This is a genomic window from Streptomyces griseoruber (assembly GCF_001514205.1).
GTDB lineage: Bacteria > Actinomycetota > Actinomycetes > Streptomycetales > Streptomycetaceae > Streptomyces > Streptomyces griseoruber.
This window is the reverse complement of sequence record NZ_KQ948766.1, coordinates 5759-29608: the sequence shown is the minus strand read 5'-3', so window position 1 is coordinate 29608 and position 23850 is coordinate 5759. Positions and strand designations below refer to the sequence as shown.

Sequence of the window (23850 nt, the reverse complement as noted above, 5' to 3'; positions counted from 1 at the left end):
TCACTGCCCGTCGTGGCCGACGTACCGGTGGCGCACCAGCCAGCCGTCCCCGTCGGCGACGAGGACGTCCTGGCACGACGTGCTCAGCCGGATCACGGGAGCGGAGCCCGTCGCGGTCGACACGACCAGGGCGTCGTAGCCCGTGCGCACCGAACCGTCCGGGAACCGCCAGGCCGCCGGCAGGCCCAGCCAGTGCCGGCGCACCGTGCCGGCCGGCGCCGCGGGCCGTTCCCGCACGGCCGCGGCGATCGCCGCCCGGCCGCGCACCGGCTCGCTGAACGAGCTCTGGTCGAAGGCCCCGTCCTCGGTGAAGGTGTCCGCCCAGGCATCCCCCTCGCCCGCGTCGAGGAGCCGCATCTGCCGTGCGTAGAACTGCTGCACGGAGGCGTACTCGGCGGGCGACACCGGCTCGGTACGGGCCCGGCGCTCCGCGTACTCCTTCGCGTGCCGCATGGTGATCGTGCTGTTGCCGCCGAGCACGTCCCGGATGAAGGTGCGGGCGTCCGCGGTGGTCGCGGAGGCGCCGAGGACCTTGGTGACGGCCGCGGCGTTGACGACCACGGTGTGCCGGGAGACGGCCACACAGCCCGACGGGGTCTCCCGCACCGTCCACTCCCCGGTGTGCACGGACATCAGGGCCGGTGTCTGCAACTGCTTGTACGTGATCCGCCCCTCCGGCAGGCAGATCCGCACCGAGGCCGTGGTGTGCGTCGAACCGTCGGGGGTGCGGGTGTCCATCTCCAGGTGCTGGACGTCGGGCGTGTCCTCCTTGAGCAGCACCCGGGCGACATGCGGCAGCCGCTCCTGCCAGAGCCCCGCGTCGTGCAGGAAGTCCCGCACCTCCTGGGCCGGGGCGTCGATCCGCACCGAGTCCTCGAAGGTGTACGGCGCCTCGTCGGTGCCGGTGCGCAGGGCGGCGGACTCCAGCGCGGCCAGCTCGGCCCCGCTGTTGCGGTCGATCGCCTCCAGGATCCAGCCGACGTTGCGCTCCAGGTCGCCGACGGCCCGGAAGTCGTGCAGCAGCCGGACCCGGCTGCCGCCGTCGGGCAGCGCCTCGATGATCCACTCCCCGCCCATCGCGGCGACGGGATCCTGGGAGACCTCCTGGCGGAACCGGATCCGCAGCCCCTCGCGGTCCAGGGTGCGCCGCGAGGTCCAGGACTTGACCTCGCCGTTGGCGGTGGCCCAGATGCGCAGCCGCTCCTCGTCGCCGGACCGCTCCAGGCACTCCACGTGCAGACTCGGCGGAAAGACGTGCGGCCAGTCCTCCGCCCGCTCCACCAGGCCGAAGACGGCCTCGGGTGCGGCGGCCACCGTGATCGTGTGCTCGGTCGTGTGCACCTCGTACGCCATGCTGATCCCCTCTGTCTGCCCGCGGCCGCGCACGCCCGGGCCCGCTGTCAGTAGTTGCCGAGCCCGCCGCAGACGTTCATCGCCTGAGCGGTGATCGAGGCGGCCGTGGCGGAGAGTAGATAGCCGACGAGCCCGGCGACCTCGTCCGGCGTGGAATAGCGGCCGAGGGGGATCTTCGCCTCGAACCTCTCCAGCACCTCGTCCTCGGTGATGTCCCAGGCGCCGGCGTACCCCTGGCGCACCCGCTCGGCCATCGGTGTCTCGACATAGCCCGGGCAGACGGCGTTGACGGTGATGCCCGTCTTCGCCAGCTCCAGGCCCAGGGCCTTGGTGAAGCCGACCACGCCGTGCTTCGACGCCGAGTACGGCGCTCCCAGCGCCACGCCCTGCTTGCCGCCCGTCGAGGCGATGTTGACGATCCGTCCGGCGCCGCGCTCCAGCATGCCGCCGGTCGTCAGCACCTCGCGGGTCATCCGGAAGACGCTGTTGAGGTTGGTCTCGATCACGTCGAGCCACAGCTCGTCCGGGATCTGCGCGGTGTGCCCGCCGCCGCTGCGGCCGGCGTTGTTCACCAGCGCGTCCACGGGGCCGAACCGGTCCCTGGCCTCCTGGACGAAGGCCCGCACCCGCCCGGCGTCGCGCACGTCGCAGGCGGCGCCGTCGACGTCGTGACCCGCCTCGCGCAACTCCTTGACGGTGTGCGCGACCCGGTCGCCGTCGCGGGCGCAGAGGAAGACCCGCGCACCGCCTTCGGCCAGACTGCGGGCCACGGCGAGACCGATCCCGCTGGTCGCACCGGTGACGACGGCGACGCGTTCTGCTGCTGGCGACATGAAGGCTCCTCAGCGGTCCCTGCGGTGGGCTGTCGGACGACTGCGAGGGTGTCAGCGGCCGCTCGAAATGCGCTCGACCCCCGGCCCGGTCCGGGCTCCAGCGGCCTTCCACCCGCCTGCGAGACCGGACACGCAGCGTGGAACGACACGAACGACCGCACGATGTCAAGCGAGGCCGGGTTACACGGACGAGCCAGAAACCGACCTGGCGACTCGGGGACAACACCGGGCAACGAGGAGGCCATTGATGACGCATCACGAGCCGGAAGCCAAGGAGGCCGGCGCCGTGACCTTCGTGAACACCTTCACCGTGCACGCCGAACCCGAGGTGTTCGAGAGGGAGTTCGCGCGGACGTCCGAGTTCATGGCACGGCAGCCGGGCTTCGTCCGGCACACGCTCTGCCGGCACACCGAGCGGCCCGGCCAGTACGTCAACGTCGCCGAGTGGCAGGACGCCGCCTCGTTCCGCGCGGCCGTCTCGCACCCCGACTTCAAGCCGCACGCCGGTGCGCTGCGCGCCCTGAGCGAGAGCCGGCCGGAACTGTACCGGGCCCGGCTGCGCCGCGACGGCGACTCGGCACCCGAGGGTCCGGGGCTCGACGGGACGGCCGGCGCGGGGGAGAGGATATGACGGCCCGCCGGGTGGTCGTCACCGGACTGGGAGTGGTCGCCCCGGGCGGTATCGGCACCAAGGCGTTCTGGGAACGCATCGTCTCCGGTGTCTCCGCGACCAGGACCATCACGGCCTTCGACCCGGCGCCGTTCCGCTCCCGGATGGCCGCCGAATGCGACTTCGACGGGGCCCGCTCCGGACTGTCGGCCCGTGACACCGCGCGGCTGGACCGCGCCACCCAGTTCGCCCTGGTCGCCGCACGCGAGGCGCTGGCCGACAGCGGCGTGGAGATCGACGACAGCAACGCGCACCGGACCGGCGTCAGTCTCGGCTCCGCCGTGGGGTGCACCCAGAAACTGGAGGAGGAGTACGTCGCCCGCAGCGGCGGCGGGCAGCAGTGGCTCGTCGACCACGCGGCGGGCACCCCGTACCTGTACGACTACTTCGTGCCCAGCTCGATGGCGGCGGAAGTGGCCTGGGAGGCCGGCGCGGAGGGTCCCGCCGCGCTCATCTCGGCGGGCTGCACCTCCGGCCTCGACTCCCTGGGGCACGCCGTCGAACTCATCAGGGAAGGCAGCGCCGACATCATGATCGCGGGGGGCAGCGACGCTCCCATCGCGCCGATCACCGTGGCCTGCTTCGACGCCATCAAGGCGACCTCGCCGCGCAACGACACCCCGGGCCACGCCTCGCGGCCCTTCGACCGGACCCGCAGCGGCTTCGTCCTGGGCGAGGGCGCCGCCGTCCTCGTCCTGGAGGAGCGGGAGTCCGCCCTGCGGCGCGGGGCGGACGTCTACGCCGAGATCGCCGGCTTCGCCGCACGCGCCAACGCCCACCACATGACCGGACTGCGTCCCGACGGACGGGAGATGGCCGCAGCCATCACCGGCGCGCTCGACGACGCCCGGATCGACCGCGAGTGCGTCGGCTACGTCAACGCGCACGGCACGGCCACCCGGCAGAACGACATCCACGAGACGGCCGCGATCAAGCACAGCCTGGGCGAGCACGCCCACCGGGTCCCGGTCAGCTCCATCAAGGCCGTCATCGGCCACTCGCTCGGCGCCGTCGGCTCCATCGAGGCCGCCGCCTCCGCCCTGGTGATCCGGCACGGTGTGGTGCCGCCCACGGCGGGACTGTACGAGCCGGACCCCCAACTCGACCTCGACTATGTGCCGTTGACCGCACGCGACCAGCGCACCGACACCGTGCTGACGGTGGGCAGCGGCTTCGGCGGCTTTCAGAGCGCGATGGTGCTCACCGCCACGGAAGGGAGGCGGCCATGACCGCCACGGCCGTGGTCACCGGAGTCGGCGTGCTCGCGCCCAACGGGATCGGGGCGCAGGAGTACTGGTCGGCGACCCTGCGCGGCGAGAGCGGCATCGGCCGCATCACCCACTTCGACCCCTCCCGCTATCCCTCCCGGCTGGCCGGCGAGGTCACCGGGTTCTCGGTGCGTGACCACATCCCCAGCCGTCTCGTCCCGCAGACCGACCGCACCACGCAGTTCGCCCTGGCGGGCTCCGACTGGGCGCTCGCGGACTGCGGGCTGACCGCCGACAGCCTGCCCGCGGACGCACGCGGGGTGGTCACCGCCAGCGCCTCCGGCGGGTTCGAGTTCGGCCAGCGCGAACTGGGCCACCTCTGGGGCAAGGACCCGAAGCACGTCAGCGCGTACATGTCCTTCGCCTGGTTCTACGCGGTCAACTCGGGCCAGGTCTCCATCCGGCACGATCTGCGCGGCCCCACCGGAGTCGTCGTCACCGACCAGGCGGGCGGCCTCGACGCGGTCGCCCAGGCCCGGCGCCGGATCCGCGGGGGCACCCCGCTGATGCTGACGGGCGGCATGGACGCCTCGCTGTGTCCGTACGGTCTCGCCGCGCAGATCTCCGCCGGCATCCTCAGCGACAGCGAGGACCCGACCCGCGCCTACCTGCCCTTCGACGCCGCGGCCGACGGCCATGTGCCGGGCGAGGGCGGGGCGATGCTGACCCTGGAGGACGCGCGGCGGGCCCGGGAGCGCGGGGCCCGCAGCTACGGGGAGATCAGCGGGTACGCCGCCACCTTTGACCCCCGCCCCGGCTCGGGCCGCCCCGCCAACCTGGAGCGGGCCGTCCGCGGCGCGCTGGCCGACGCCGGTCTGCGCCCCGACGACATCGCCTTCGTCCTCGCGGACGGCGCCGGTGAACCGGAGTCCGACCGCGTCGAGGCGCAGGCCCTGACCGCGGTCTTCGGACCCGAGGGCGTGCCGGTCACCGTCCCCAAGACCATGACGGGGCGCCTCTACTCGGGCGCCGCACCGCTCGACCTCGTCACCGCCCTGTTCGCCCTGCGGGACGGCGTCGTCCCGCCGACCGTCCATGTCGACCGACCGGCGACGGGCTACGCCATCGACCTGGTGACCGGCTCCCCCCGACCCGTGGACGGAGACGCCGCGCTCGTCCTGGCCCGGGGACGCGGGGGATTCAACAGCGCCATGGTCGTACGCCGCCCGTCGGTGGCCTGAGTCCCGGCCCCGGCCGTCACGCGTCCGATCCACCACGCATCCGATCCACCACGCGTCCGATCCACCACGCGTCCGATCCACCACGCGTCCGATCCACCACCCGTCAGCCCGTCAGCCCGTCAGCCCGTCAGCCCGTCCGGCCGCACCGCACGCGGCCGGCCCCACCGCGGCCCACGGGGCCGCCCCTTGGAGATGTCATGTCCGCTTTCACCATGGAAGACCTGTTCCGGATCATGCGGGAGTGCGCAGGCGAGGAGGAGGCCGTCGACCTGTCGAGCGCCGCCGCGGAGCAGGAGTTCTCCGTGCTCGGCTACGACTCGCTGGCCCTGATGGAGGCGATCAGCAGGGTGGAGCGCGGCTTCGGGGTCGAGCTGCCCGAGGACACGCTCGGCGAGGCACTGACCCCGGCGGCGTTCGTCGACGCCGTCAACGCCGCGCTCGCCGGCCGCACGCCCGCGGTGGAGGCCGCCGGATGACCGAGGCGGGCCTGGGCGCGCGGGGCGCCCCCGGCGTGGCGGCCCAGGCGCCGGACCTCCGGATCGCGGGGTGCGCGGCCTGGCTGCCGCCCCGTACACCGGTCGCGGACGCCGTCGCGGCCGGGCGGTGCGACGAGGCCCTGGCCACGACCACCGGCATGGTGTCGGTGGCCGTGGCGCAGGACGAGCCGGCGCCGGAGATGGCGGCCCGCGCCGCCCGCACCGCCCTCGGGCGCTCCGGCTCCGCCGAGGTGTCGCTGATCCTGCACGCCAGCTTCTTCTACCAGGGGCACGACCTGTGGGCGCCCGCCTCGTACGTCCAGCGCACCGCCGTCGGCAACCAGTGCCCCGCGATCGAGGTCGGTCAGGTCTCCAACGGCGGCATGGCCGCGCTCGGGCTCGCCCTCGACCATCTGCGGGCCGGCCCGGCGGCCGGCGAGGTGGACCGGCGCGTGCTGGTGACGACGGGTGACGCCTTCCGCCCGCCCGGCTTCGACCGCTGGCGCAGCGACTCGGGCACCTTCTACGGGGACGGCGGCACCGCCCTCGTCCTCTCCTCGGGCGAGGGCTTCGCCCGGATCCGGGGCCTGGCCACCGTCTCCGTACCGGAGCTGGAGGGGATGCACCGCGGCGACGACCCCTTCGGCAGTGCCCCGTTCAGCCACCGGCCGGTCGTCGACCTGGACGCCTGCAAGAAGGACTTCCTGGCCACCCGCCGGGTGACCCAGGTGATCGCGGCGAGCGGGGCCGCGCAGGACGCCGCCGTCGAACGGGCCCTCGCCCAGGCCGGGGTCGCACTCGCCGACGTCGACCGCTTCGTCCTGCCCCACCTGGGCCGCAAGCGGCTGCGGGCGGGGTACCTCGCCCGCTTCGGGATCGCGGAGGACCGCACCACCTGGGAGTGGAGCCGCGGGATCGGGCACCTCGGCGCCGGCGACCAGATCGCCGGGTTCGACCACCTGGTCGGCTCGGGGAGCCTGGGCGCCGGGGACCTGGTCGTGCTGATGGGCGTGGGCGCGGGGTTCACCTACTCCTGCGCGGTCGTCGAAATGCTGGAACGGCCCGCCTGGGCGGGCACGACACACACCGGAGACGCCGTATGACCGCCGCCGCACGGCCGCTGCCCGTCGCCCTGCTGCTGCCGGGCCAGGGCTCCCAGCACCCGCGGATGGCGGCGGGGCTCTACGGGCACGAGCCGGTGTTCACCGCGGCCATGGACGAGTTCTTCGACGCGGCGGGCCCCGAGGGCGGTCCGCTGCGCGAGGACTGGCTCGCCGAACGGCCCGCCACGGACATGGACCACGTCACCCGCTCACAGCCGCTGCTCTTCGCCGTGGACCACGCGCTGGGCCGACTGCTGCTGAGCCGGGGCGTGCGCCCGGCGGCCCTGCTGGGGCACAGCATCGGGGAGCTGGCCTCGGCCACACTGGCCGGGGTGTTCGGCCTGCGGGACGCGACCGGCCTGGTCCTCGACCGGGTGCGACGGCTGGCCGAGGCCCCGCCCGGCGGGATGCTCGCGGTCGCCGCGTCCACGGCGGAGGTGACGCCGTACCTGAGCGGGGACGTCGTGGTCGGCGCGGTCAACGCCCCGCGCCAGACCGTGCTGGCCGGCCCCGACGGCCCGCTGGACAAGGTCGACCGTACGCTGCGCGAGGCCGGCTTCACCTGCCGCCGGGTGCCGTCGCTCAGCGCCTTCCACAGCCCGGTGCTCGAACCCGCCTGCCGGGGCGCGGCCGAACGCTTCGCCGCGGTGGACCGGAGCGCCCCGTCCGTGCCGGTCCACTCCGCCTACACCGCCGCGCCGTTGACCGGGTCCGACATCGACGACCCCGCCTTCTGGGCGCGCCAGCCGGTGGCCCCGGTGCTCTTCTGGCCCGCGCTGGAAGGGCTGCTGGCGACCGGCGACCATCTGCTGGTGGAGGTGGGGCCGGGGCAGGGCCTGTCCCAGGTGGCCCGCCGGCACCCGGCCGTCCGGCGCGGGACCAGTGCGGTGGTGTCACTGCTCCCGGCCCGGCCGGGCCCACCGGAGACGGACCGGTCCGCACTGGAGGCCGCGATGGCCCGCATCGAGACAGCGGGCCACCCGCCCGACCGCCCGACCGCCCGACCGCCCGACCGCCGGACCGCCGGACCGCCGGACCGCCTGACCGCGTGACTGCGTGACTGCGTGACCGCGTGCGCGGCTTGACCGCTCGACCGCCTGACCCCGGCTCGACCGCCTGACCGTGCTCGGCCGCTCGGCCGCGTCCGACCGCTCGACCGTGCTCGACTGCGTGCCGCGGCTCGGCCGCTCGGCCGCGCTCGACAGCGCTCGGCCGCTCGGCCGCGCTCGACAGCGCTCGGCCGCTCGGCCGCGCTCGACAGCGCCCGGCCGCTCGACCGCGTCCGACCGCTCGACCGTCTGACCATGCCCGACCGCGTGCGGCGGCTCGGCCGCTCGGCCGCCTGACCGCGCTCGGCCGCTCGACCGTCTGACCGTGCTCGACTGCGTGCGGCGGCTCGGCCGCTCGACCGCCTGACCGCGCTCGGCCGCTCGGCCGCGTCCGACCGCTCGACCGTCTGACCGTGCTCGACTGCGTGCGGCGGCTCGGCCGCTCGACCGCCTGACCGCGCTCGGCCGCTCGACCGCGCTCGGCCGCTCGACCGTCTGACCGTGCTCGACTGCGTGCGGCGGCTCGGCCGCTCGACCGTCTGACCGTGCTCGACTGCGTGCGGCGGCTCGGCCGCTCGACCGCCTGACCGCGCCCGGCCGCTCGGCCGCGTCCGACCGCTCGACCGTCTGACCATGCCCGACCGCGTGCGGCGGCTCGGCCGCGTACGGCGGCCCGACCGCGCCCGACCGCTCGACCGCGCTCGACCCTGACCGCGCTCGACAGCCCCCGGCCGCTCGACCGCGTACGGCGGCCCGACCGCCCCCAACTGCCCGACCGCGCTCGACCGCCCGACCGCAGACAACTGACGCCCCGCCCCCGTGAACACAGCGGGGCGGGGCGTCGGTCGTGCGCGGTCAGGTGCGTACGGTCGCCGTGACGTAGCGCACCGGCGTGTCGATCGTGAGCGGCCCGTCCCCGTCCCGCATCGCGTCGAGCGAGGTGATCAGCCGCTCCCGCAGCTGCCGGCGCTTGTCGTCCGAGAGGTGGTTCCAGAGCAGGCGCATGCCCTGCGTGTGGGACCAGTCCACCCACGCCCGGCCCGACTCGGCCACCAGCTGGACGCTCTCGTCGACGACCGACACCTCCTGGAAGCCGGCCTTCTCCAGGGTGCGGGTGAGGTCGGCCGGGTCCGCGAGCCAGCTGTTGAAGCGCTGCTGGAGCCGCTCGGGCTGCCACTGCGGGGGCAGGTCCAGCAGCAGTTCGCGCGGGATCAGCTCGGTGAACACCGGCGGCAGGAAGGGGAAGGTGTCGTCGCTGAACACCGGGCTGGTGAAGGCGAGCCGCCCGCCGGGCGAGAGCAGCGGCGCGTAACGGGCGAGGGCCGCGGGCGCGTCGGGCAGGAAGATGACGCTGTAGCTGCCCAGGACCACGTCGAAGGAGCGCGGTGCGAAGTCCGGGTGCTCCCCGTCCATCACCCGCAGGTCCACCGTGGTGGCGCCCCGCAGCGACGCCTCCTTCGCGGCCTCCTCGATCATCGCCTCGGCGACGTCGATGCCCACCACGCGGCCGTCCGGCCCCACGCGTTCGGCCGCCGGGAAGACACAGGCACCCCGGCCGCAGCCGACGTCGAGGACCCGTTCGCCCTCCCCGGGGGCCGCGCGTTCCACCAGGCGCCGGCCCATCGGAGTGAAGAACTCCACGCCGAGCCGGTCGTAGGACGCCGCAGCGCTGTTGAAGGCGGCCGCCACTTCGGATTTGTACGTGGACGTGTCCACTGACCCTCCCGCTCTCTCGGTGGATCCCCCACCTTTCCGGCCCTGTCTCGGGCACGGATGGAGGGGTCTTGGAGCGCCACTGGACTGCGGCTGGACAAAACGCAAAGAAGTCCGTGGGAGGCCTGTCGGCCCTTGCTCCCGATGGTGTCGTCTCCTAAGAATTGATTCCGTCACGTACCGCACCGATTCGGGAGGGAAAAACGTGAGCGACCAGATAGCGAGCGTTCGGCGCCTGGTGGAGGCGTACAACACCGGGAAAACGGACGATGTGGCCGAGTACATCCATCCGGAGTACATGAATCCGGGAACTCTGGAATTCACCTCGCTGCGCGGCCCGGAGCTTTTCGCGATCAATGTCGCATGGGTCAAGAAGACCTTCTCCGAGGACGCCCGCCTGGAAGAGGTGGGCATGGAGGAGAACGGCGACTGGGTGCGCGCCCGGCTGGTGCTCTACGGGCGGCACGTCGGTGAGATGGTCGGCATGGCGCCCACCGGGCGGCTGTTCTCCGGCGAGCAGATCCACCTCCTCCACTTCGTCGACGGAAAGATCCACCACCACCGCGACTGGCCCGATTACCAGGGCACCTACCGCCAGCTCGGTGAGCCGTGGCCGGAGAAGGAGCACCGCCGCCCGTGACAGCGGGTTCCTGGACGCCGGGAAGCAGGGGGGAAGCGCGATGGAATTCGGTGTACTGGGGCCGCTGTACGTGCGGGTGAACGGGGAGTCGACCGCTCCGAGCGCCCCGAAACTGCGCAACGTACTGGCGATGCTGCTCGTCCACACGGGGCAGGTGGTGCCCGTGCCGTCACTGGTGCGGGATCTGTGGGACGACGATCCACCCGTCAGCGGTCTGACCACGCTCCAGACGTACATCCTGAATCTGCGCAAGATGTTCGCCGCGATCACCGGGCTGACCACGGACGAGGTGGCCCGCGAGGTCCTGGTGACCCGGGCCGGCGGCTATCTGCTGGCCGCCGAGGCGGGGGCACTCGACCTCCACCGCTACCGGAGCCTGGCGGCCGCCGGCCGTGAGGCCCTGGTGCGCGGCGACGACGCGGCCGGGGTGCGGGACCTGAACGAGGCGCTCCTGCTGTGGCGGGGGCCCGCGCTGGTGGACGTACCGGCCGGGCGGGTGCTGGAGAGCAGGCGCCGGCAGCTGGAGGAGTCCCGGCTCGCCGCCTTCGAGTACCTGATCGACGTGGAGCTGCGGCTCGGCATGTACCGCGAGGTGCTGGCCGAGCTGGCGGCTCTCACCGTCGAGAACCCGCTGCACGAGGGCCTGCACGGCCAGTACATGTGGGCCCTCCATCTCAGCGGGCGCAGGGCCCAGGCACTTCAGGTCTTCCACCGGCTGCGCGGTGCGCTGGTCGCTGGGCTCGGTCTGGAGCCGGGGCCGCAGGTGCAGCGGCTGCACCAGGCGGTCCTGAACGCGGACACCGACTTCGAGCCCCGCTTCGCCGCGGGCCGGGCCCCGGTCGCCGTGCCGGCCACCGCGTTCGGCGGGGGACGCCCCTACTGACTCCTCACTGACTCCTCGCCGACTCCTGACCGCCGCCTGGCGACGGAGCGGTATTCAAATTTGATTGCGTCGCCGGGCGCGGCGTCGCTAGGGTGGCTAGACAAATTTGATTAGCTCGGGAGGTCTGGTCTCATGCCGGAACAGCCGGAACAGCCGGAACAGCCGGAACAGCCGGAACAGCCGGAACAGCCGGAACAGCCGGAACAGCCGGAACAGCCGGGACAGTCGGAACAGCAGGGTGAGACGCCCATCGACAGCCCGACGGGCTGGGTCGCTGCGCACATCCGCCGCTACGACGGCAGCGGCGGCAAGGAGGGGCAGAAGTGGTACGGCCTCGACACCCTGCTCCTCACCACCCGCGGCCGGAAATCGGGAAACCTGCGCCGCACCGCGGTGATCTACGGCCGCGACGGTGAGAACGTCATCGTGGTCGGCTCGAACGGCGGAAAGCCCGAGCATCCGCTCTGGTACCTCAATCTGGTCGCCTCGCCCGAGGCCCATGTCCAGATCGGCGAGGAGCATCTCGATGTGCGCGCCCGCACCGCGAACGCCGAGGAGAAGCCGGAACTCTGGAAGCTCATGACGGGCATTTTCCCGCAGTACAAGAGCTACCAGAAGAAAACCACGAGGGAAATCCCCGTGGTGATCCTGGAGCCCGTAAAGCCGTAAAGCCGTACAGCCGTACAGCCGTAAAGCTGTAACCGCCTGTGGCGGAGAAACGTCATGGCAGGGAAATGAAAGGGTTACTGTGTTGAACGAATTCACGCGCCGCGGATTCCTCGGCACCGCGGCAGCGGTCGGCGGGGCCACCGTGGTGGGCACGGCCGGACCGGGTGCCGCGACCGCCGAGGCGGCCGTCCCGGCAGCGGCGGAAGGCGGCGCGTGCGGCGCCCCGACCGGACTCGTCCAGGTGGACCGGACGGACCGGCGCTACCGGGACCTGGTCAGCAGGGGCTTCAACGGACGGTTCCGCGGCAACCCCGACGCCGTGTACGTCGTGCACACCGCGGACCAGGTCGTCGACGCGGTGAACCGGGCCCTGGACGCGGGCCGGCGGATCGCCGTGCGCAGCGGCGGCCACTGCTTCGAGGGCTTCGTGGACGACCCCGCCGTCCGGGCCGTCATCGACATGTCCGAGATGAGACAGATCTGCTACGACCCCGCCAAGCGGGCGTTCGCCGTGGAGCCCGGCGCCACCCTCGGGGAGACGTACCGCAGCCTGTATCTCAACTGGGGCGTGACCATCCCGGCCGGCGTCTGCCCCCAGGTGGGCGTCGGCGGCCATGTCCTCGGCGGTGGCTACGGCCCGCTCTCCCGCCGCGACGGAGTGGTGGCCGACCACCTCCACGCGGTCGAGGTCGTCGTCGTGGACGCCTCGGGCCGGGCCCGCAAGGTCGTCGCCACCAGCGCCGCGAGCGACCCCAACCGTGAGCTGTGGTGGGCCCACACCGGGGGAGGGGGCGGCAACTTCGGGATCGTCACCCGGTACTGGTTCCGCACCCCCGGGGCCACCGGCAACGACCCTTCCGCCCTGCTGCCCAAGGCCCCCGAGTCCACCCTGCGACACCTCGTGACCTGGGACTGGTCCGCCCTCACCGAGAAGGCGTTCACCCGGATCATCGACAACCACGGGGCCTGGCACCAGCGCAACAGCGTCGCCGACACCCCGTACGCCAGTCTGCACAGCGTCTTCTACCTCAACAGCCGGGCGGCCGGCCAGATCCTGCTGGACGTCCAGATCGACGGCGGACTCGACGGCGCCGAGGGGCTGTTGAACGAGTTCGTGGCCGCGATCAACGAGGGCACGGGGGTGGAGCCCGCCGTCCAGCGGAGCACGGAGCCGTGGCTGCGGGCCACGCTGGCCAACAAGTTCGACACCGGTGGCTTCGACCGGACCAAGTCCAAGGGCGCCTATCTGCGCAAGCCGTGGACCGCCGCCCAGTCCGCCACCCTCTACCGCTATCTGAGCGCCGACTCCCAGGTGTGGGGCGAGGTCTCGCTCTACTCCTACGGCGCGAAGGTCAACTCCGTGCCGGAGACGGCCACCGCCACCGCCCAGCGCGACTCCATCATCAAGGTGTGGATGTCCGCGACCTGGATGGATCCCACGCAGGACGACGCCAACCTCGCCTGGATCCGGGAGATCTACCGCGACGTCTTCGCCACCACCGGCGGTGTCCCGGTGCCCGACGACCGTACCGAGGGCACCTTCATCAACTACCCCGACATCGATCTGACCGACCCGCGGTGGAACACCTCCGGAGTGCCCTGGCACACCCTCTACTACAAGGGGAACTACCCGCGCCTGCAGAAGGTCAAGGCCCGCTGGGACCCCCGGAACGTCTTCCGGCACGCGCTGTCCGTACGACTGCCCGACTGACGGCGACCCGGGGAAGGGCGGGTCCGCTCAGCGCGGCCCGCCCTCGGCCCGGCCCGCGAGGAACAGGCCGCGGCCCGACTGGATCCCCTCGACGAAGGTGACCCGCAGACCGGCGCGGGTGAAGGCCTCCTCGTACTCGGCCCGCGTGAAGAGGGTCAGGGCGTGCTTCTCCGCGAAGTGCCGTACCCCGCTGTCGGGTTCGGCCACCACGTAGTGCACGACCATGTGCGAGGTGTGCCCCTCGCGCTCCGTGTACGAGACGCGGGTCATCGTCCGCCGTCCCACGGTCACCGTGTCCCCGCTCACATGGCGTTCGAGGGATGTCTCCAGGAACCACCACGGGTCGACCGCCACGACCCCGCCCGGCGCCAGGTGCTCCGCGAACGACCGCAGCGTGGCGGTGAGTTCGGCGGTGTCCCGCAGATAGGCGATCGAGCCGAACATACAGGTGATCGCGTCGTAGGAGCGCCCCAGGGAGAGGTCGCGCATGTCGCCGCCGTGCAGGACGGCGGCGGGCACCGCGGTGCGGGCCATCGTCAGCATGGCGTCGGACAGCTCCAGCCCTTCGACCTTGTCGAAGAGGTCGGCGAAGTGCCGCAGATGCGCGCCGGTGCCGCAGGCGACGTCCAGCAACGAGGCCGCCTGCGGATTGCGCGCCCGGACGAGCCCCGCGACGGTGGCGGCCTCCGCCCGGTAGTCCTTGCCGCGCGACTCGTGGAGCAACTCGTAGATCTCGGCCATCCCGGGTCCGTACATGGCGAATCCCCCTCCTTCAGCCGGCACTGCCGGAACGATCGGCGACGAAACGGTCGGCGTGGTCCGCGGCCCAGCTCGCGAAGGTGCGCGCCTCCCGGCCCGTGACCCTCCGCACCGCATCGGTCACCGGGCCGGGGGTGACCACGGACTCGGCGAGGTAGTCGAGCAGCATCTCGACGACCGGGGGCGGCATGACCTGGCTCATCGCCTCGTGCCCGGCCGCCCGGCTCAGCTCCTCGAAGCGGATCTCCCGGCCGATCGCCTTCGCCAGGGTGCGGACCTGCTCGATCTGCGTCAGCGCCTCGGGCCCCGTCACCAGGTACTGCTCGCCCGCGTGACCGTCCTCCAGCAGCGCGGCCACGATCACCGCCGCGATGTCGGCCTCGTGGACGATCGCGCGGGCGGCCCTCCCGTACGGTGTGCGCACCACGTTCTCCGTACGGATCGACTCCCCCCACTTCCAGAGCACGTTGCCGGCGAACTCGTCGGGGCGTACGAAGGTCCAGTCCGCCCCGCTGTCCTCGACGGCCCGCTCGACCGTGCGGTGGTGCTGGTGGCTGGGATTGCTCTCGTCCTCCAGCACCGAGCTGGACGACAGGACGACGATGTGCCGGACCCCCGCCTTCCGGGCCAGCGCCGCGACCTCGTGGGCGGTCCCGGGCACCGGGAAGAGATACATCCGGTCGATCCCGTCCAGCGCGGCCGGCAGGGTCTGCGGCTGCTCCAGGTCGCCCCGGACGACCTCGACACCGGCCGGCAGCGCGGCGGCCCCGGGGGTCCGGGTGAGCGCCCGCACCCGATGCCCCCGGGCCAGCACGCCCTCCGTGACATAGCGGCCGACCTTGCCCGTGGCACCGGTCAACAGGATGTTCAAGGTCCCTCCTCGGCGAACGAAGCGGTGCTCCCCGGCACTTGGCCGAAGAGGCGATTCCAGGAGGCCAAGGCTGTCGTGCCGGGCTAGAGGACCCCGTGAGCCCCGATGGATCCGGACCCGCCCGCGCCGCTCCAGGAGGACTGGAGCGATCCTGCAGCCGTTCTCATGCGGGTCGGGGGCAGTCTGGCGGGACATCGTCCGCGAGACTGTGAGGAATCGCCATGTCATTGGCCGAGCGCAAGGCGCTGTGTCTGGAAATGGTCGCCGCCTGGAACCGATGGGACCTGAGCGGGATCATCAAGCACTGGTCGCCGGACATCGTGCACTACTCCGAGGACACCGAGGTGAGTTCCGCCGACATGATCAAGCTCATGGAGGCCGGGCTGAAGGCGTTCCCCGATCTCCAGCTCGAGGTGAAGAGCATCATGGCCGAGGAGGACCGGGTCACCCTGCGCATCACGGTGACCGCCACCCACCAGAACGAGTTCATGGGCGTGAAGCCGACCGGACAGCCCGTCAGCTGGCACCTGGTGGAGGAGCTGCGCTTCGCCGACGCCAAGGTCGTGGAGCACTGGGACGTCATCAACATGCGCCCCCTGCTCGTCCAGTTGGGCAAGCTGCCGGACGTGCCGAAGGTGGAGCTGGAAGCAAGCGCCTGACCTGCCCGGATGTTCACCCGCCGGGGTGCCGGTCCACCGGCGGAGCCCGGGGGTGCGGGTGGGTCCCGCATCCTCGGGCCGGGGTGGCCGTGTCCCGGATCGGCCCGCGTCCGGCGCCCCCGCCACGCCGCGGCCGCTCATTATGCTGACGCGCAGGCGGGCGGCAGGCGGCCGGATCGCCGCACCGGAGAGAACGGGGTGACGATGACGGCGACGAAGCTCTTGGTCCTCGGGGTGGTCCGCGGCTTCGGCAGGGCGCACGGCTACCGGGTCCGGGCCGAGCTGCTGTCCTGGGGGATCGACGACTGGGCCAACGTCAAACCCGGTTCGATCTACCATGCCCTGCGCCAGCTGGCCAAGAGCGGCCTGCTGGCGGCCACCGAGATCGCGGACTGGCCGGGGCGGGTGGACTACAGCGTGATGCCCGAGGGGGAGAAGGAGTTCTTCCGGCTGCTCGTCGAGGCCCTGGAACGGCCCGAGCACCGCGACGACATGCTCAGCGCCGGCCTCGCCCTGATGCCCGCGCTCACCCGTGACCGCGCGGTCTGCGCGCTCTCCACCCGGCTGGCCGTCCTGGAGGGGCAGGGCGCGGTGCTGCGCAAGGATCCCGAGGCGGCCGAGGCCGGGAAGCCGCCACCGCACCTGGGTGAGCTGTGGACGATGCGGACGCGGTACGTCGACCTGGGCGTGGAGTGGACCCGTGAGCTGCTGGAACGGCTGACGTCCGGGGAGTACGAGATGGCGGGAGAGCACGAGGAAGCCTTCGGGATGCCGGGAGCCTGGCGGACCCCGGTCGAGCCGTAGCCGAGCGGACGGGACTTCGAGTACCTCACTAATCAAACTTGCATAGTGGGCCTCCCGTGCCCTAGCTTGAGGCTAGTGGTCAAATTTGATTACTGAACCGGAGTGCCGTTCTTTCCCTCCCGCTCGTCCTCGGGGCCCTCCCGGTACGCCAGTCATGGCGCACAGCCCCTCGCGGCGCATCAGGACCAAGGAGTCACAGATTGAGTTCGCCATCCACTCTTGCCATCGAGACGTCGGGCCTCGTCAAGGTCTTCGGTGAGAAGCGTGCCGTCGACGGCGTCGACCTGGTCATCCCCCAGGGCGTCGTGTACGGCGTGCTGGGGCCCAACGGAGCGGGCAAGACGACGACGATCCGGATGCTGTCCACCCTGCTGACCCCGGACGGCGGAACCGCCCGGGTCCTCGGGCACGACGTGGTCAAGGAGGCCGAGGCGGTCCGCAGCCGGGTGAGCCTCACCGGCCAGTTCGCCTCGATCGACGAGGACCTCACCGCCACCGAGAACCTGACCCTGCTCGCCAGGCTGCTGGGCTTCTCCCGCGCCCAGGCGGCGGACCGGGCCGAGGAACTGCTCGCGGCCTTCGACCTCACGGAGGCCGCCGGACGGCAGTCCAAGACCTTCTCCGGGGGCATGCGCCGCCGGCTCGACATCGCCGCCAGCCTCGTCATCACCCCCGACCTGCTCTTCCTGGACGAGCCGACCACCGGACTCGACCCGCGCAGCCGCAACCAGGTGTGGGACAGCGTGCGGGCCATGGTGGCCCTGGGCACCACGATCCTGCTCACCACGCAGTACCTGGACGAGGCCGACCAGCTCGCCGACCGGATCGCCGTCATCGACCACGGCCGGGTCATCGCCGAGGGCACCACGGGCGAGCTGAAGTCGTCGGTCGGCACCGGAGCCCTGCACGTACGGCTCGTCAACGCCGAACAGCGCCCCGAGGCCTCCCAGTTGCTCACCCGGGCCCTCGCCTCGCCGGTCTTCCAGGAGTCCGACCCGTTCTCGCTGTCCGTACGGACCGACGACCACGAGAGGGTGGCCCGAGCCCTGGCCGAACTCGCCCGCTCGGAGATCGCCGTCTCGGACTTCGCCTTCGGCCGGCCCAGCCTCGACGAGGTCTTCCTCGCCCTGACCGGCCGCCCCGCGGAAGACAGCAGCACCGACCAGGAGGACGCGGCATGACCGTCACATCCGAGACCACGGCCACCGCGGGCGTCCCCGCCGACGCCCTGCGCAAGGCCCTCACCAGTCAGATCCGCCCCTCCCGCCCCAACCCGCTGACCGCCGTACGGGTCTCGGCCTGGCGGACGATGCGCAAGATGAAGCACTACGGCGTGGCCGTCCTGTTCGACGTCACCCTCATGCCCATCATCTTCCTGCTCACCTTCACCTATCTCTTCGGCGGCGCGTTCGCCGGATCGACCAAGGAGTACCTCCAGTACTTCCTGCCGGGCGTCCTGGTGCAGACCGTCGTGATGCCGACGGTCTACACCGGAACCGCGCTCAACATGGACATCACCCGGGGCATCTACGACCGCTTCCGCACCCTGCCGTTCTGGCAGCCGGCCACCATCGTGGGCAGCCTCCTGGGCGACATCGTCCGCTACGTGCTGGCGCTGTGCACCACGATGGCCGTCGGCCTGGCACTCGGCTTCCGCCCCGACGGCGGAGTGGGCGGCGTCCTGGCCGCGATGCTCCTGCTGCTGGTCTTCGCGGTGAGCGTGAGCTGGATCTTCGCCGCCCTGGGCGTGGTCGCCAAGGCACCCGAGACGGTGTCCGGCTCCAGCATGCTCGTCATGTTCCCGCTGGTCTTCACGAGCAACATCTTCGTCGAGCCCGAGACCATGCCCGGCTGGATGGAGGCGATCGTCAAGGCCAACCCGGTCAGCAACGCGGCCACCGCCGTACGCGGCCTGATCCACGGCGACGCCAACGGCTCCGACATCGGCTGGGTCCTGCTGGCCTGCGCGGTCATCACGGCCATCTTCGCCCCGCTGACGATGTACCTCTACCGGGCCAAGAGCCGCACCTGACCCCACCCCCCCCCCCGAACGAGCCACGGCAGCCGGCGCTTCGGTTGTCCCCCCCGTCGGCCGTCCCCGAGCTGCCGTGGCTCCCCCTTCCCTTTCCCGGAGCCGCCGCTTCCGCGTTCCGCGTTCCGCCCCGCCGTGTACGATGTCGATCTTCGGCCGGCGGAAGCCCTCCGGAGTCCTCGAAGGCTGGGCACCTCATGCATCCCGCCGCCCACGGCCGCCTCACCGCCGCCCTGGAGAACCTCTCCGTCACCTTCCACGGCATGACCGCACACCCGGACGAGCACAACTGCGAATGCCACTGGGGAGGTCCGGAAGAACTCTCCCTCCTGAAAACGCCGGATGTGGAACTGGAGCCGGACCTGCTGCGCCGGACCTGGCAGGCCATCGACTGGACCGATCACGCGGCCGTGCTGCGCCGCATCCTCCCGCAGTTCGCCACATCCCTGGTCACCGGCCGTACGGACCACACCTACGGACTGGAGGAGGCGGGCGACTCCTTCGCCCGGGCCCGCTGGCCACAATGGCCCGCCGAACAGGCCGACGCGGTACGGGAGTTCCTGCACGCCTGGTGGGTGCAGAGCCTCACGGATCCGGAAGCGGCCGTCCCGGCGCACCAGGTCTTCGTCCTGTGCGCCGAGGCGTCCGGAACGCTCGGCCCCTGGCTCGCCGACTGGGAAGAGCAGACCGGACACCTCAGCGACCGACGCCTCGCCGAGGCGGCAGAGAAATGGGAGTACGAGCTCCTGGGAGACAGCCTGCCGTGGAGGGTGGGCTGGCACGAGCACGACGAGGAGGAACTCCGCGCCGACCTGGTCGCCTGGCTGCTGGGCCACGCCGCGACGCGACTGCGGGCATCGGGCGCGCCGGTCGATCTCCAGCACCGCATACGGCTGCTCGGACTCACCGACGAGGACCGCTGGACGGATCCGCACTGGCCCGGCCACCGCTACTGACCTGTGGGCGGCGGCGGGCCTCAGGGGAACGGTCTGCCGTTCGTCGGCGTCGTCCCTCTCCGGGGGCAAGGTGACTGTTCCCCGGAGAGGGGAGACGGGGTGCACAGGGGCGGCGACTGCGCCAAGTGGACAAGGCGATTCGAGGAGGAGCGCGAGCGCAGGCACGCCCAGGGCGACCCGGACTGGGCGCGGAGCGCCACGCTGCATCCGGCGGTGTGGGCCGGCATCCAGCGCTTCCAGGTCGGCGAGAACGGTGACGGCGCCGGCCTGCTCGCCAAAGCGGACGAGGCCGGCGACACCGACTACGGACCGGCAGTCCGCCTCTTCGTCACCGAGGAACGGAACCACGCCCGCCTGCTGGCTCCCCTGTTGGCAGCCGGCGGCAGACCGACGCTGGCGACCCACTGGAGCGACACGGCCTTCGTCCGACTGCGGCGACTCATGGGCCTGCGCAGGGAACTGCTGGTGCTGACGGTCGCCGAAGTGGTGGCACTGCGCTACTACCGCGCCCTGCGCGAGGGCACGAACGACCCTCTCACCTCCGACGTGGCAGGCCGGATCCTGTCCGACGAACAGCGCCACGTCCCGTTCCACTGCGAACGACTGCACGCCTCCCTGACCGAGCTGCCCCGCCCGATACGCCGCCCGCTGATGGCCCTGTGGCAACTCCTCCTGCCCACGGTCTCCCTCGCCGTCGCCGCCGACCACGGTCCAGCACTACGACGCCTCGACATCGGCCGCCTGCGCTTCGTGGCCGATGCAGCGACCTCGTCCCGAGCGGTGGTCTCCGCGATACTGTCGCCCCGCCCGGACGCGTGGACGGGCGCGGCCTGACACCACAACCGCCGCCGCCGGTGATCAACCGCCGTAGCGGCCGCGCAGATCCTCGGTGATCCGCGACATCAGTCCGACCACGCCCTGGGGCGGTGTCTCCATGAGCGGACGCTCCACCTGGGGATCGTAGGCAGTCAGCCCGGTCTCCTTCTCGACGACGGCAGCAAGAGCGAGCACCTTCCCGACCACCGCCGCGGCATCGTCCCCGGCATGCCAGTAGGGCACGCTGATACTCACCTCGTCACCGAACACGGACAGATCGATGCCGGTGCCAGAGTCACTCAACTCCCTCGACTCCTGCCCGTCCGCCGTGATCTCCACTGCGCCCAGCAGGGTCCGAGCCTGCGGCACTGTGCGATCCCAGGCTTCGAGAACACGGACGGACATCGCCTCGCCGCCCTCGGCCGCCGCATCCTCCATCGCCTCCAGGACCTCGTCCCAGGACTGCCCGTCACGTCGCCTCAAGAAGTGGATGTCGTAGCTCACCGGGCGATCGTAGACACGCGAGCCTGCCGAGGGCGGGGCTTTGCCACCGAGGTTGCTCTACTCCGCCGCCGCACAGCGGTCACGGGATCAGGAAAGCCGCCCGGCCTCGTGAAGCGCGTCGAAGACCATCTCGTCGATGGCCGAGACCCGGTCCCGATCGGCATGGCGGAACCACGCCTTCTCGGCGATCTCCCGCGACGGGGTCAGCTCACCGCGGTGATCGGCGGTGTAACAGATCATCCGGAAGGGGCCGTGCTCCGGATGGCCCTCGCCGATCTCGAACGCGCCGAAGTGCACCATGGAACCGGGCTCGATCGCCGCCCGCAGTTCCTCGTCGATCTCCCGCACGAGGGTCTCGCTGTCGGACTCGCCCGGCTCACGACGACCACCGGGGAAGTAGAAGCGATCCCTGCCGTGACTACGTGTCACCAACACCAGGCCGTCCCGAACCAGGACCCACGCCACCTTCTCCGGCACGCCGTCGCCATGCGCCATGACGGGACCGTAGCGAAGGCCATCCCCCGCGTCAGCACGCTCCGCGCACCGAGCCGGACGAACAGCGGGGCAGCGGGCCCGCCGGGCTCGGCCGTTCCCCGATCCGGTCCGTGCGGTCCGGGCCTCTTCGCCGGGCTGGCCGGGCACCACCCCCGACTACACGACCGTCGTCGGCGGCGTCGAGGCCGAGAACGCCGACCTTGAGGCGGCTCTACGCCGCGAAGTGATGGAAGAGACCGGTGCCACGATCGGCCCTGCGACCGAGTCCCTGACCTTGACCGAGCCGGGCGGGAAGGTCACCGTCGTACAGCACTACTTCCGCACTGAAGTGCTGGACACCGATCCCAACCGCCGCAGCGGCCCTGAGCTCGACGATCCCGACCTGGGCAACTTCTCACCGGTACGAGTCGCATGGATGGGCTGTCCGAGAGCTGCCGCCACACGACGGATCCCGTGGAGACGCCCGCAGCGCCGCGCGGCACGCACCTACACACACGAGACCCCACCCTCGGCGTTTCCACTGATGGCGGGGTCTTTGGGCACCTCATGACGGGTGCCCCCGGCAGGATGCGGAACCTGCGCACAGGGCTTCGTAGGCCCCTTGGCAACCGGAATGCGGCGGGTCACGGACCCTGCACGTGCCGGATCAGGCGGGACGAGTCCATGGACCGCGTGAGAAGCGGCACCGCGTCCCGGGTGATGGCCGCCCCGAGGCATGGTCATCGGCACACTCCGGCTCGCCGGCCGCACCGGCATCGCCGCGGGCCTCCGCCACCACGGCGGCAAACCCTCCTACTTGCTCACCCCTCCGGGCATCACGTGAGCAAGCCGGACGCAACCGCGAGAACGACGCGGCCCTGCCCGTCGCCCGGCGGCGGGCGCGATCACGCACACCTCGGCCGTTCCAGCGGATTCAGCACGTCGAGCTGCTGGAGATTCTTATTCCGGTGACGACGTAGGCGTTGGCGAACACGGTTTGGCTGTTCGGCGAAAGGCAGATCGAGCCCCCGCTCTGGAGCCGCAGATACACCACGTCGTCATTCCGGGTGTTCAGGACCCCGTAGTGCGGCCGGGGCGTGACCGTCTGATAGGAACTGGTGACGTCCTTGTACTTCGAGATCGGCGTGCCCGCGAGCAAGGCGTCGTTGTCCACGTAGAAGCAGACATAGGGGTACGGACAGCCCTGGGTAGGGGACTCCGCGTGGGCTGCGGATGCGCCGGTCACGGACATGGCCGCGACGGCCACGCTCACCCCTGCGAAGCCGGCGACCTTCTGGATGACGGACTTCATCGAACCTCCAAGAACTCGGCAAATTGTACGAGTCTGTCCGCTAATAGTGGCGGACATGACAAGATGGCAGCATAGCCGGGGTCAGCATGTGCTGCCGTCGCGAACTCCCCATGCGCCAAAGCCACTTGCGGACGGCCCGCCCAGTCTCGGCCGGCGTGGCCGCGCTACTCGTCGCGGATGCTCCCGCTGGTCGTACGGAAGATCATCTGATCGATGTCCACGTCCACGAAGAGCTTCATCGTCCTCGGGCCGAAGGCCGGGGCGACGGCCGTCTCGGTGGTGCGGCCGAAGCCGCCGTGGCCGCAAACGCTCCGGTCCCGCACGGCGCCGTTCACGTGGTTCGTCCACAGGCATCCGGTCCGCTGCCCTCCCCAAGGACACGGCGGTGCGCGCCGGTCAGTCCTCCGAGAGGGCAGCGCTGCCCCATCGGCACTCCGACGACAAGCGGCAACGGGACGTGACGGCCGGGCCCGAGGCAGGGCGGACGCCTCGCCCACCGGTTCAGACGGCAACGAACCCTCGGGTCGTCGACCTGGGGCTTCCCCATGGAGCGGGTGACGAGAATCGAACTCGCGCTCTCGGCTTGGGAAGCTGCGGGCATTTTGTATGTGTGTGTGGGGGCGCTGACCTGTGTTGACGGCTGACCTGCACCCTCGCCGGTGCCGTCGGCTTTCACCGTGGATCCCCGCTGCTCTCCGCCATATCTGCTGCGTCTGTGGTGCGTTCGCCGACGCCTTGCGACACTCGGCGGGCCGCTACAAATCCACCCGTGTCTCGCTGTCGCCCCGTCCGAGAAAGACGTGCGCCGGCCGGAACGGCACACTGCGCAGAGTCGGTACACGACGGCTTCGCCTGTTCCGAACGTTGAGCGACCTCGGACGGCCCAGGGACGGCGCAGAGATCGGCCCGTCGCCCAGCTGTGGGCCTACGAGCTGATAGGCAACTCCCTTGCTCGTCTACGCGCTTGGGCCCGTAGCTCCTTCAAGCGACTGTGAAACGCGTTGTGGCGGTTCTGGTCGAGGTTCAGCGGAAGATCGAGTTGGGAGATGAGCTGCGACTCCAGGTCCCACGGTTCGCTCTGCTCGATCCAAGACACCCGCGCGTTGTCCGCCAT

At 71.5% G+C, this 23850-nt stretch carries 26 protein-coding genes and 1 pseudogene; 17 read left to right on the top strand and 10 right to left on the bottom strand.

Features of this window, described 5'->3' with window-relative positions:
- Together AQJ64_RS12305 and AQJ64_RS12300 are read right to left on the bottom strand one after the other, a co-directional pair.
- Complete coding sequence (locus AQJ64_RS12305; protein WP_055637372.1) at positions 1 to 1353, bottom strand: SRPBCC family protein; 1353 nt, start codon at positions 1351 to 1353, stop codon at positions 1 to 3.
- 47 nt (positions 1354 to 1400) lie between these two features.
- Positions 1401 to 2186 carry an SDR family NAD(P)-dependent oxidoreductase gene (locus AQJ64_RS12300; protein ID WP_055637371.1) on the bottom strand — a complete coding sequence of 262 codons (786 nt, stop codon included), beginning with the start codon at positions 2184 to 2186 and terminating at the stop codon, positions 1401 to 1403.
- A gap of 247 nt (positions 2187 to 2433) precedes the next feature.
- Here AQJ64_RS12300 and AQJ64_RS12295 point away from each other — a divergent pair, with 247 nt between their 5' ends.
- The 6 genes from AQJ64_RS12295 to AQJ64_RS12270 all read left to right on the top strand — a co-directional run bounded on the left by AQJ64_RS12295 (position 2434) and on the right by AQJ64_RS12270 (position 7936).
- Complete coding sequence (locus AQJ64_RS12295; protein WP_055637370.1) at positions 2434 to 2817, top strand: antibiotic biosynthesis monooxygenase family protein; 384 nt, start codon at positions 2434 to 2436, stop codon at positions 2815 to 2817.
- The gene (locus AQJ64_RS12290) at positions 2814 to 4085 is read left to right on the top strand and encodes a beta-ketoacyl-[acyl-carrier-protein] synthase family protein (RefSeq protein ID WP_055637369.1); all 1272 of its coding nucleotides are present in this window, start codon (positions 2814 to 2816) and stop codon (positions 4083 to 4085) included. Before AQJ64_RS12295 ends, AQJ64_RS12290 begins: the two co-directional genes overlap by 4 nt.
- Entirely contained in the window at positions 4082 to 5305 is a 1224-nt protein-coding gene (locus AQJ64_RS12285) for a ketosynthase chain-length factor (RefSeq protein WP_055637368.1), read from the top strand. Before AQJ64_RS12290 ends, AQJ64_RS12285 begins: the two co-directional genes overlap by 4 nt.
- Positions 5306 to 5502: 197 nt before the next feature.
- Positions 5503 to 5781 (top strand): acyl carrier protein, encoded by a 279-nt coding sequence (locus tag AQJ64_RS12280; protein WP_055637367.1) that lies wholly within the window; start codon positions 5503 to 5505, stop codon positions 5779 to 5781.
- Entirely contained in the window at positions 5778 to 6884 is a 1107-nt protein-coding gene (locus AQJ64_RS12275; RefSeq protein ID WP_079061612.1) for a ketoacyl-ACP synthase III family protein, read from the top strand. The genes AQJ64_RS12280 and AQJ64_RS12275 overlap by 4 nt, the downstream gene beginning before the upstream one ends.
- Positions 6881 to 7936: an acyltransferase domain-containing protein gene (locus tag AQJ64_RS12270; protein ID WP_055637366.1), complete on the top strand. Its 1056-nt coding sequence runs from the start codon at positions 6881 to 6883 to the stop codon at positions 7934 to 7936. Before AQJ64_RS12275 ends, AQJ64_RS12270 begins: the two co-directional genes overlap by 4 nt.
- Before the next feature lie 852 nt (positions 7937 to 8788).
- On the opposite strand, the gene AQJ64_RS12265 is transcribed toward AQJ64_RS12270, so the two are convergent.
- A complete protein-coding gene (locus AQJ64_RS12265; RefSeq protein ID WP_055637365.1) occupies positions 8789 to 9649 on the bottom strand; it encodes a class I SAM-dependent methyltransferase in 861 nt (286 codons plus the stop codon).
- A 202-nt stretch (positions 9650 to 9851) separates the two neighbouring features.
- Here AQJ64_RS12265 and AQJ64_RS12260 point away from each other — a divergent pair, with 202 nt between their 5' ends.
- The 4 genes from AQJ64_RS12260 to AQJ64_RS12245 all read left to right on the top strand — a co-directional run bounded on the left by AQJ64_RS12260 (position 9852) and on the right by AQJ64_RS12245 (position 13549).
- Positions 9852 to 10286, top strand: a complete 435-nt coding sequence (locus AQJ64_RS12260) for an ester cyclase (RefSeq protein ID WP_099054091.1) — start codon at positions 9852 to 9854, stop codon at positions 10284 to 10286.
- Positions 10287 to 10326: 40 nt separating this feature from the next.
- Positions 10327 to 11169 carry an AfsR/SARP family transcriptional regulator gene (locus tag AQJ64_RS12255; RefSeq protein ID WP_055637364.1) on the top strand — a complete coding sequence of 281 codons (843 nt, stop codon included), beginning with the start codon at positions 10327 to 10329 and terminating at the stop codon, positions 11167 to 11169.
- A gap of 132 nt (positions 11170 to 11301) precedes the next feature.
- Positions 11302 to 11838, top strand: a complete 537-nt coding sequence (locus tag AQJ64_RS12250; RefSeq protein WP_079061611.1) for a nitroreductase family deazaflavin-dependent oxidoreductase — start codon at positions 11302 to 11304, stop codon at positions 11836 to 11838.
- A gap of 82 nt (positions 11839 to 11920) precedes the next feature.
- Entirely contained in the window at positions 11921 to 13549 is a 1629-nt protein-coding gene (locus tag AQJ64_RS12245) for an FAD-binding oxidoreductase (protein ID WP_099054092.1), read from the top strand.
- Positions 13550 to 13576: 27 nt separating this feature from the next.
- Here the strand turns inward: AQJ64_RS12245 and AQJ64_RS12240 are convergent, their stop codons facing one another.
- Together AQJ64_RS12240 and AQJ64_RS12235 are read right to left on the bottom strand one after the other, a co-directional pair.
- Complete coding sequence (locus tag AQJ64_RS12240) at positions 13577 to 14305, bottom strand: class I SAM-dependent DNA methyltransferase (RefSeq protein WP_055637362.1); 729 nt, start codon at positions 14303 to 14305, stop codon at positions 13577 to 13579.
- Between the two features lie 16 nt (positions 14306 to 14321).
- Positions 14322 to 15179, bottom strand: coding sequence for an NAD(P)H-binding protein (locus tag AQJ64_RS12235; protein WP_055637361.1), 858 nt, complete (start codon positions 15177 to 15179; stop codon positions 14322 to 14324).
- 221 nt (positions 15180 to 15400) lie between these two features.
- Between AQJ64_RS12235 and AQJ64_RS12230 the strand changes: the two genes are divergently transcribed.
- The 6 genes from AQJ64_RS12230 (at position 15401) to AQJ64_RS12205 (ending at position 20464) form a co-directional block, all read left to right on the top strand.
- The gene (locus tag AQJ64_RS12230; RefSeq protein WP_055637360.1) at positions 15401 to 15838 is read left to right on the top strand and encodes an ester cyclase; all 438 of its coding nucleotides are present in this window, start codon (positions 15401 to 15403) and stop codon (positions 15836 to 15838) included.
- A 204-nt stretch (positions 15839 to 16042) separates the two neighbouring features.
- Positions 16043 to 16642: a PadR family transcriptional regulator gene (locus AQJ64_RS12225; protein ID WP_055637384.1), complete on the top strand. Its 600-nt coding sequence runs from the start codon at positions 16043 to 16045 to the stop codon at positions 16640 to 16642.
- 200 nt (positions 16643 to 16842) lie between these two features.
- Positions 16843 to 17823, top strand: coding sequence for an ATP-binding cassette domain-containing protein (locus AQJ64_RS12220; RefSeq protein ID WP_055637359.1), 981 nt, complete (start codon positions 16843 to 16845; stop codon positions 17821 to 17823).
- Positions 17820 to 18674 (top strand): ABC transporter permease, encoded by an 855-nt coding sequence (locus tag AQJ64_RS12215; RefSeq protein WP_055637358.1) that lies wholly within the window; start codon positions 17820 to 17822, stop codon positions 18672 to 18674. Before AQJ64_RS12220 ends, AQJ64_RS12215 begins: the two co-directional genes overlap by 4 nt.
- Positions 18675 to 18871: 197 nt before the next feature.
- Positions 18872 to 19630 carry a hypothetical protein gene (locus AQJ64_RS12210; RefSeq protein WP_059202619.1) on the top strand — a complete coding sequence of 253 codons (759 nt, stop codon included), beginning with the start codon at positions 18872 to 18874 and terminating at the stop codon, positions 19628 to 19630.
- Positions 19631 to 19729: 99 nt separating this feature from the next.
- On the top strand, positions 19730 to 20464 hold the full coding sequence (locus tag AQJ64_RS12205; protein ID WP_055635258.1) for a ferritin-like domain-containing protein: 735 nt from the start codon (positions 19730 to 19732) through the stop codon (positions 20462 to 20464).
- Positions 20465 to 20488: 24 nt separating this feature from the next.
- On the opposite strand, the gene AQJ64_RS12200 is transcribed toward AQJ64_RS12205, so the two are convergent.
- Both AQJ64_RS12200 and AQJ64_RS12195 read right to left on the bottom strand, forming a co-directional pair.
- Positions 20489 to 20950 carry a hypothetical protein gene (locus AQJ64_RS12200; RefSeq protein ID WP_055635259.1) on the bottom strand — a complete coding sequence of 154 codons (462 nt, stop codon included), beginning with the start codon at positions 20948 to 20950 and terminating at the stop codon, positions 20489 to 20491.
- An 87-nt stretch (positions 20951 to 21037) separates the two neighbouring features.
- Positions 21038 to 21445: an NUDIX hydrolase gene (locus AQJ64_RS12195; RefSeq protein WP_055635260.1), complete on the bottom strand. Its 408-nt coding sequence runs from the start codon at positions 21443 to 21445 to the stop codon at positions 21038 to 21040.
- A 139-nt stretch (positions 21446 to 21584) separates the two neighbouring features.
- Here AQJ64_RS12195 and AQJ64_RS45600 point away from each other — a divergent pair.
- Positions 21585 to 21995: pseudogene (locus AQJ64_RS45600) on the top strand (NUDIX domain-containing protein); the annotation flags it as partial.
- 363 nt (positions 21996 to 22358) lie between these two features.
- On the opposite strand, the gene AQJ64_RS12190 reads toward AQJ64_RS45600, so the two are convergent.
- The 3 genes from AQJ64_RS12190 to AQJ64_RS49610 all read right to left on the bottom strand — a co-directional run.
- A complete protein-coding gene (locus AQJ64_RS12190; protein WP_055635261.1) occupies positions 22359 to 22736 on the bottom strand; it encodes a hypothetical protein in 378 nt (125 codons plus the stop codon).
- A gap of 164 nt (positions 22737 to 22900) precedes the next feature.
- Positions 22901 to 23071 carry a hypothetical protein gene (locus tag AQJ64_RS49010; protein WP_157880985.1) on the bottom strand — a complete coding sequence of 57 codons (171 nt, stop codon included), beginning with the start codon at positions 23069 to 23071 and terminating at the stop codon, positions 22901 to 22903.
- Positions 23072 to 23661: 590 nt separating this feature from the next.
- Positions 23662 to 23850 (bottom strand): GIY-YIG nuclease family protein (locus tag AQJ64_RS49610; protein WP_338059987.1); only part of this gene is annotated, 189 nt, incomplete at its 5' end.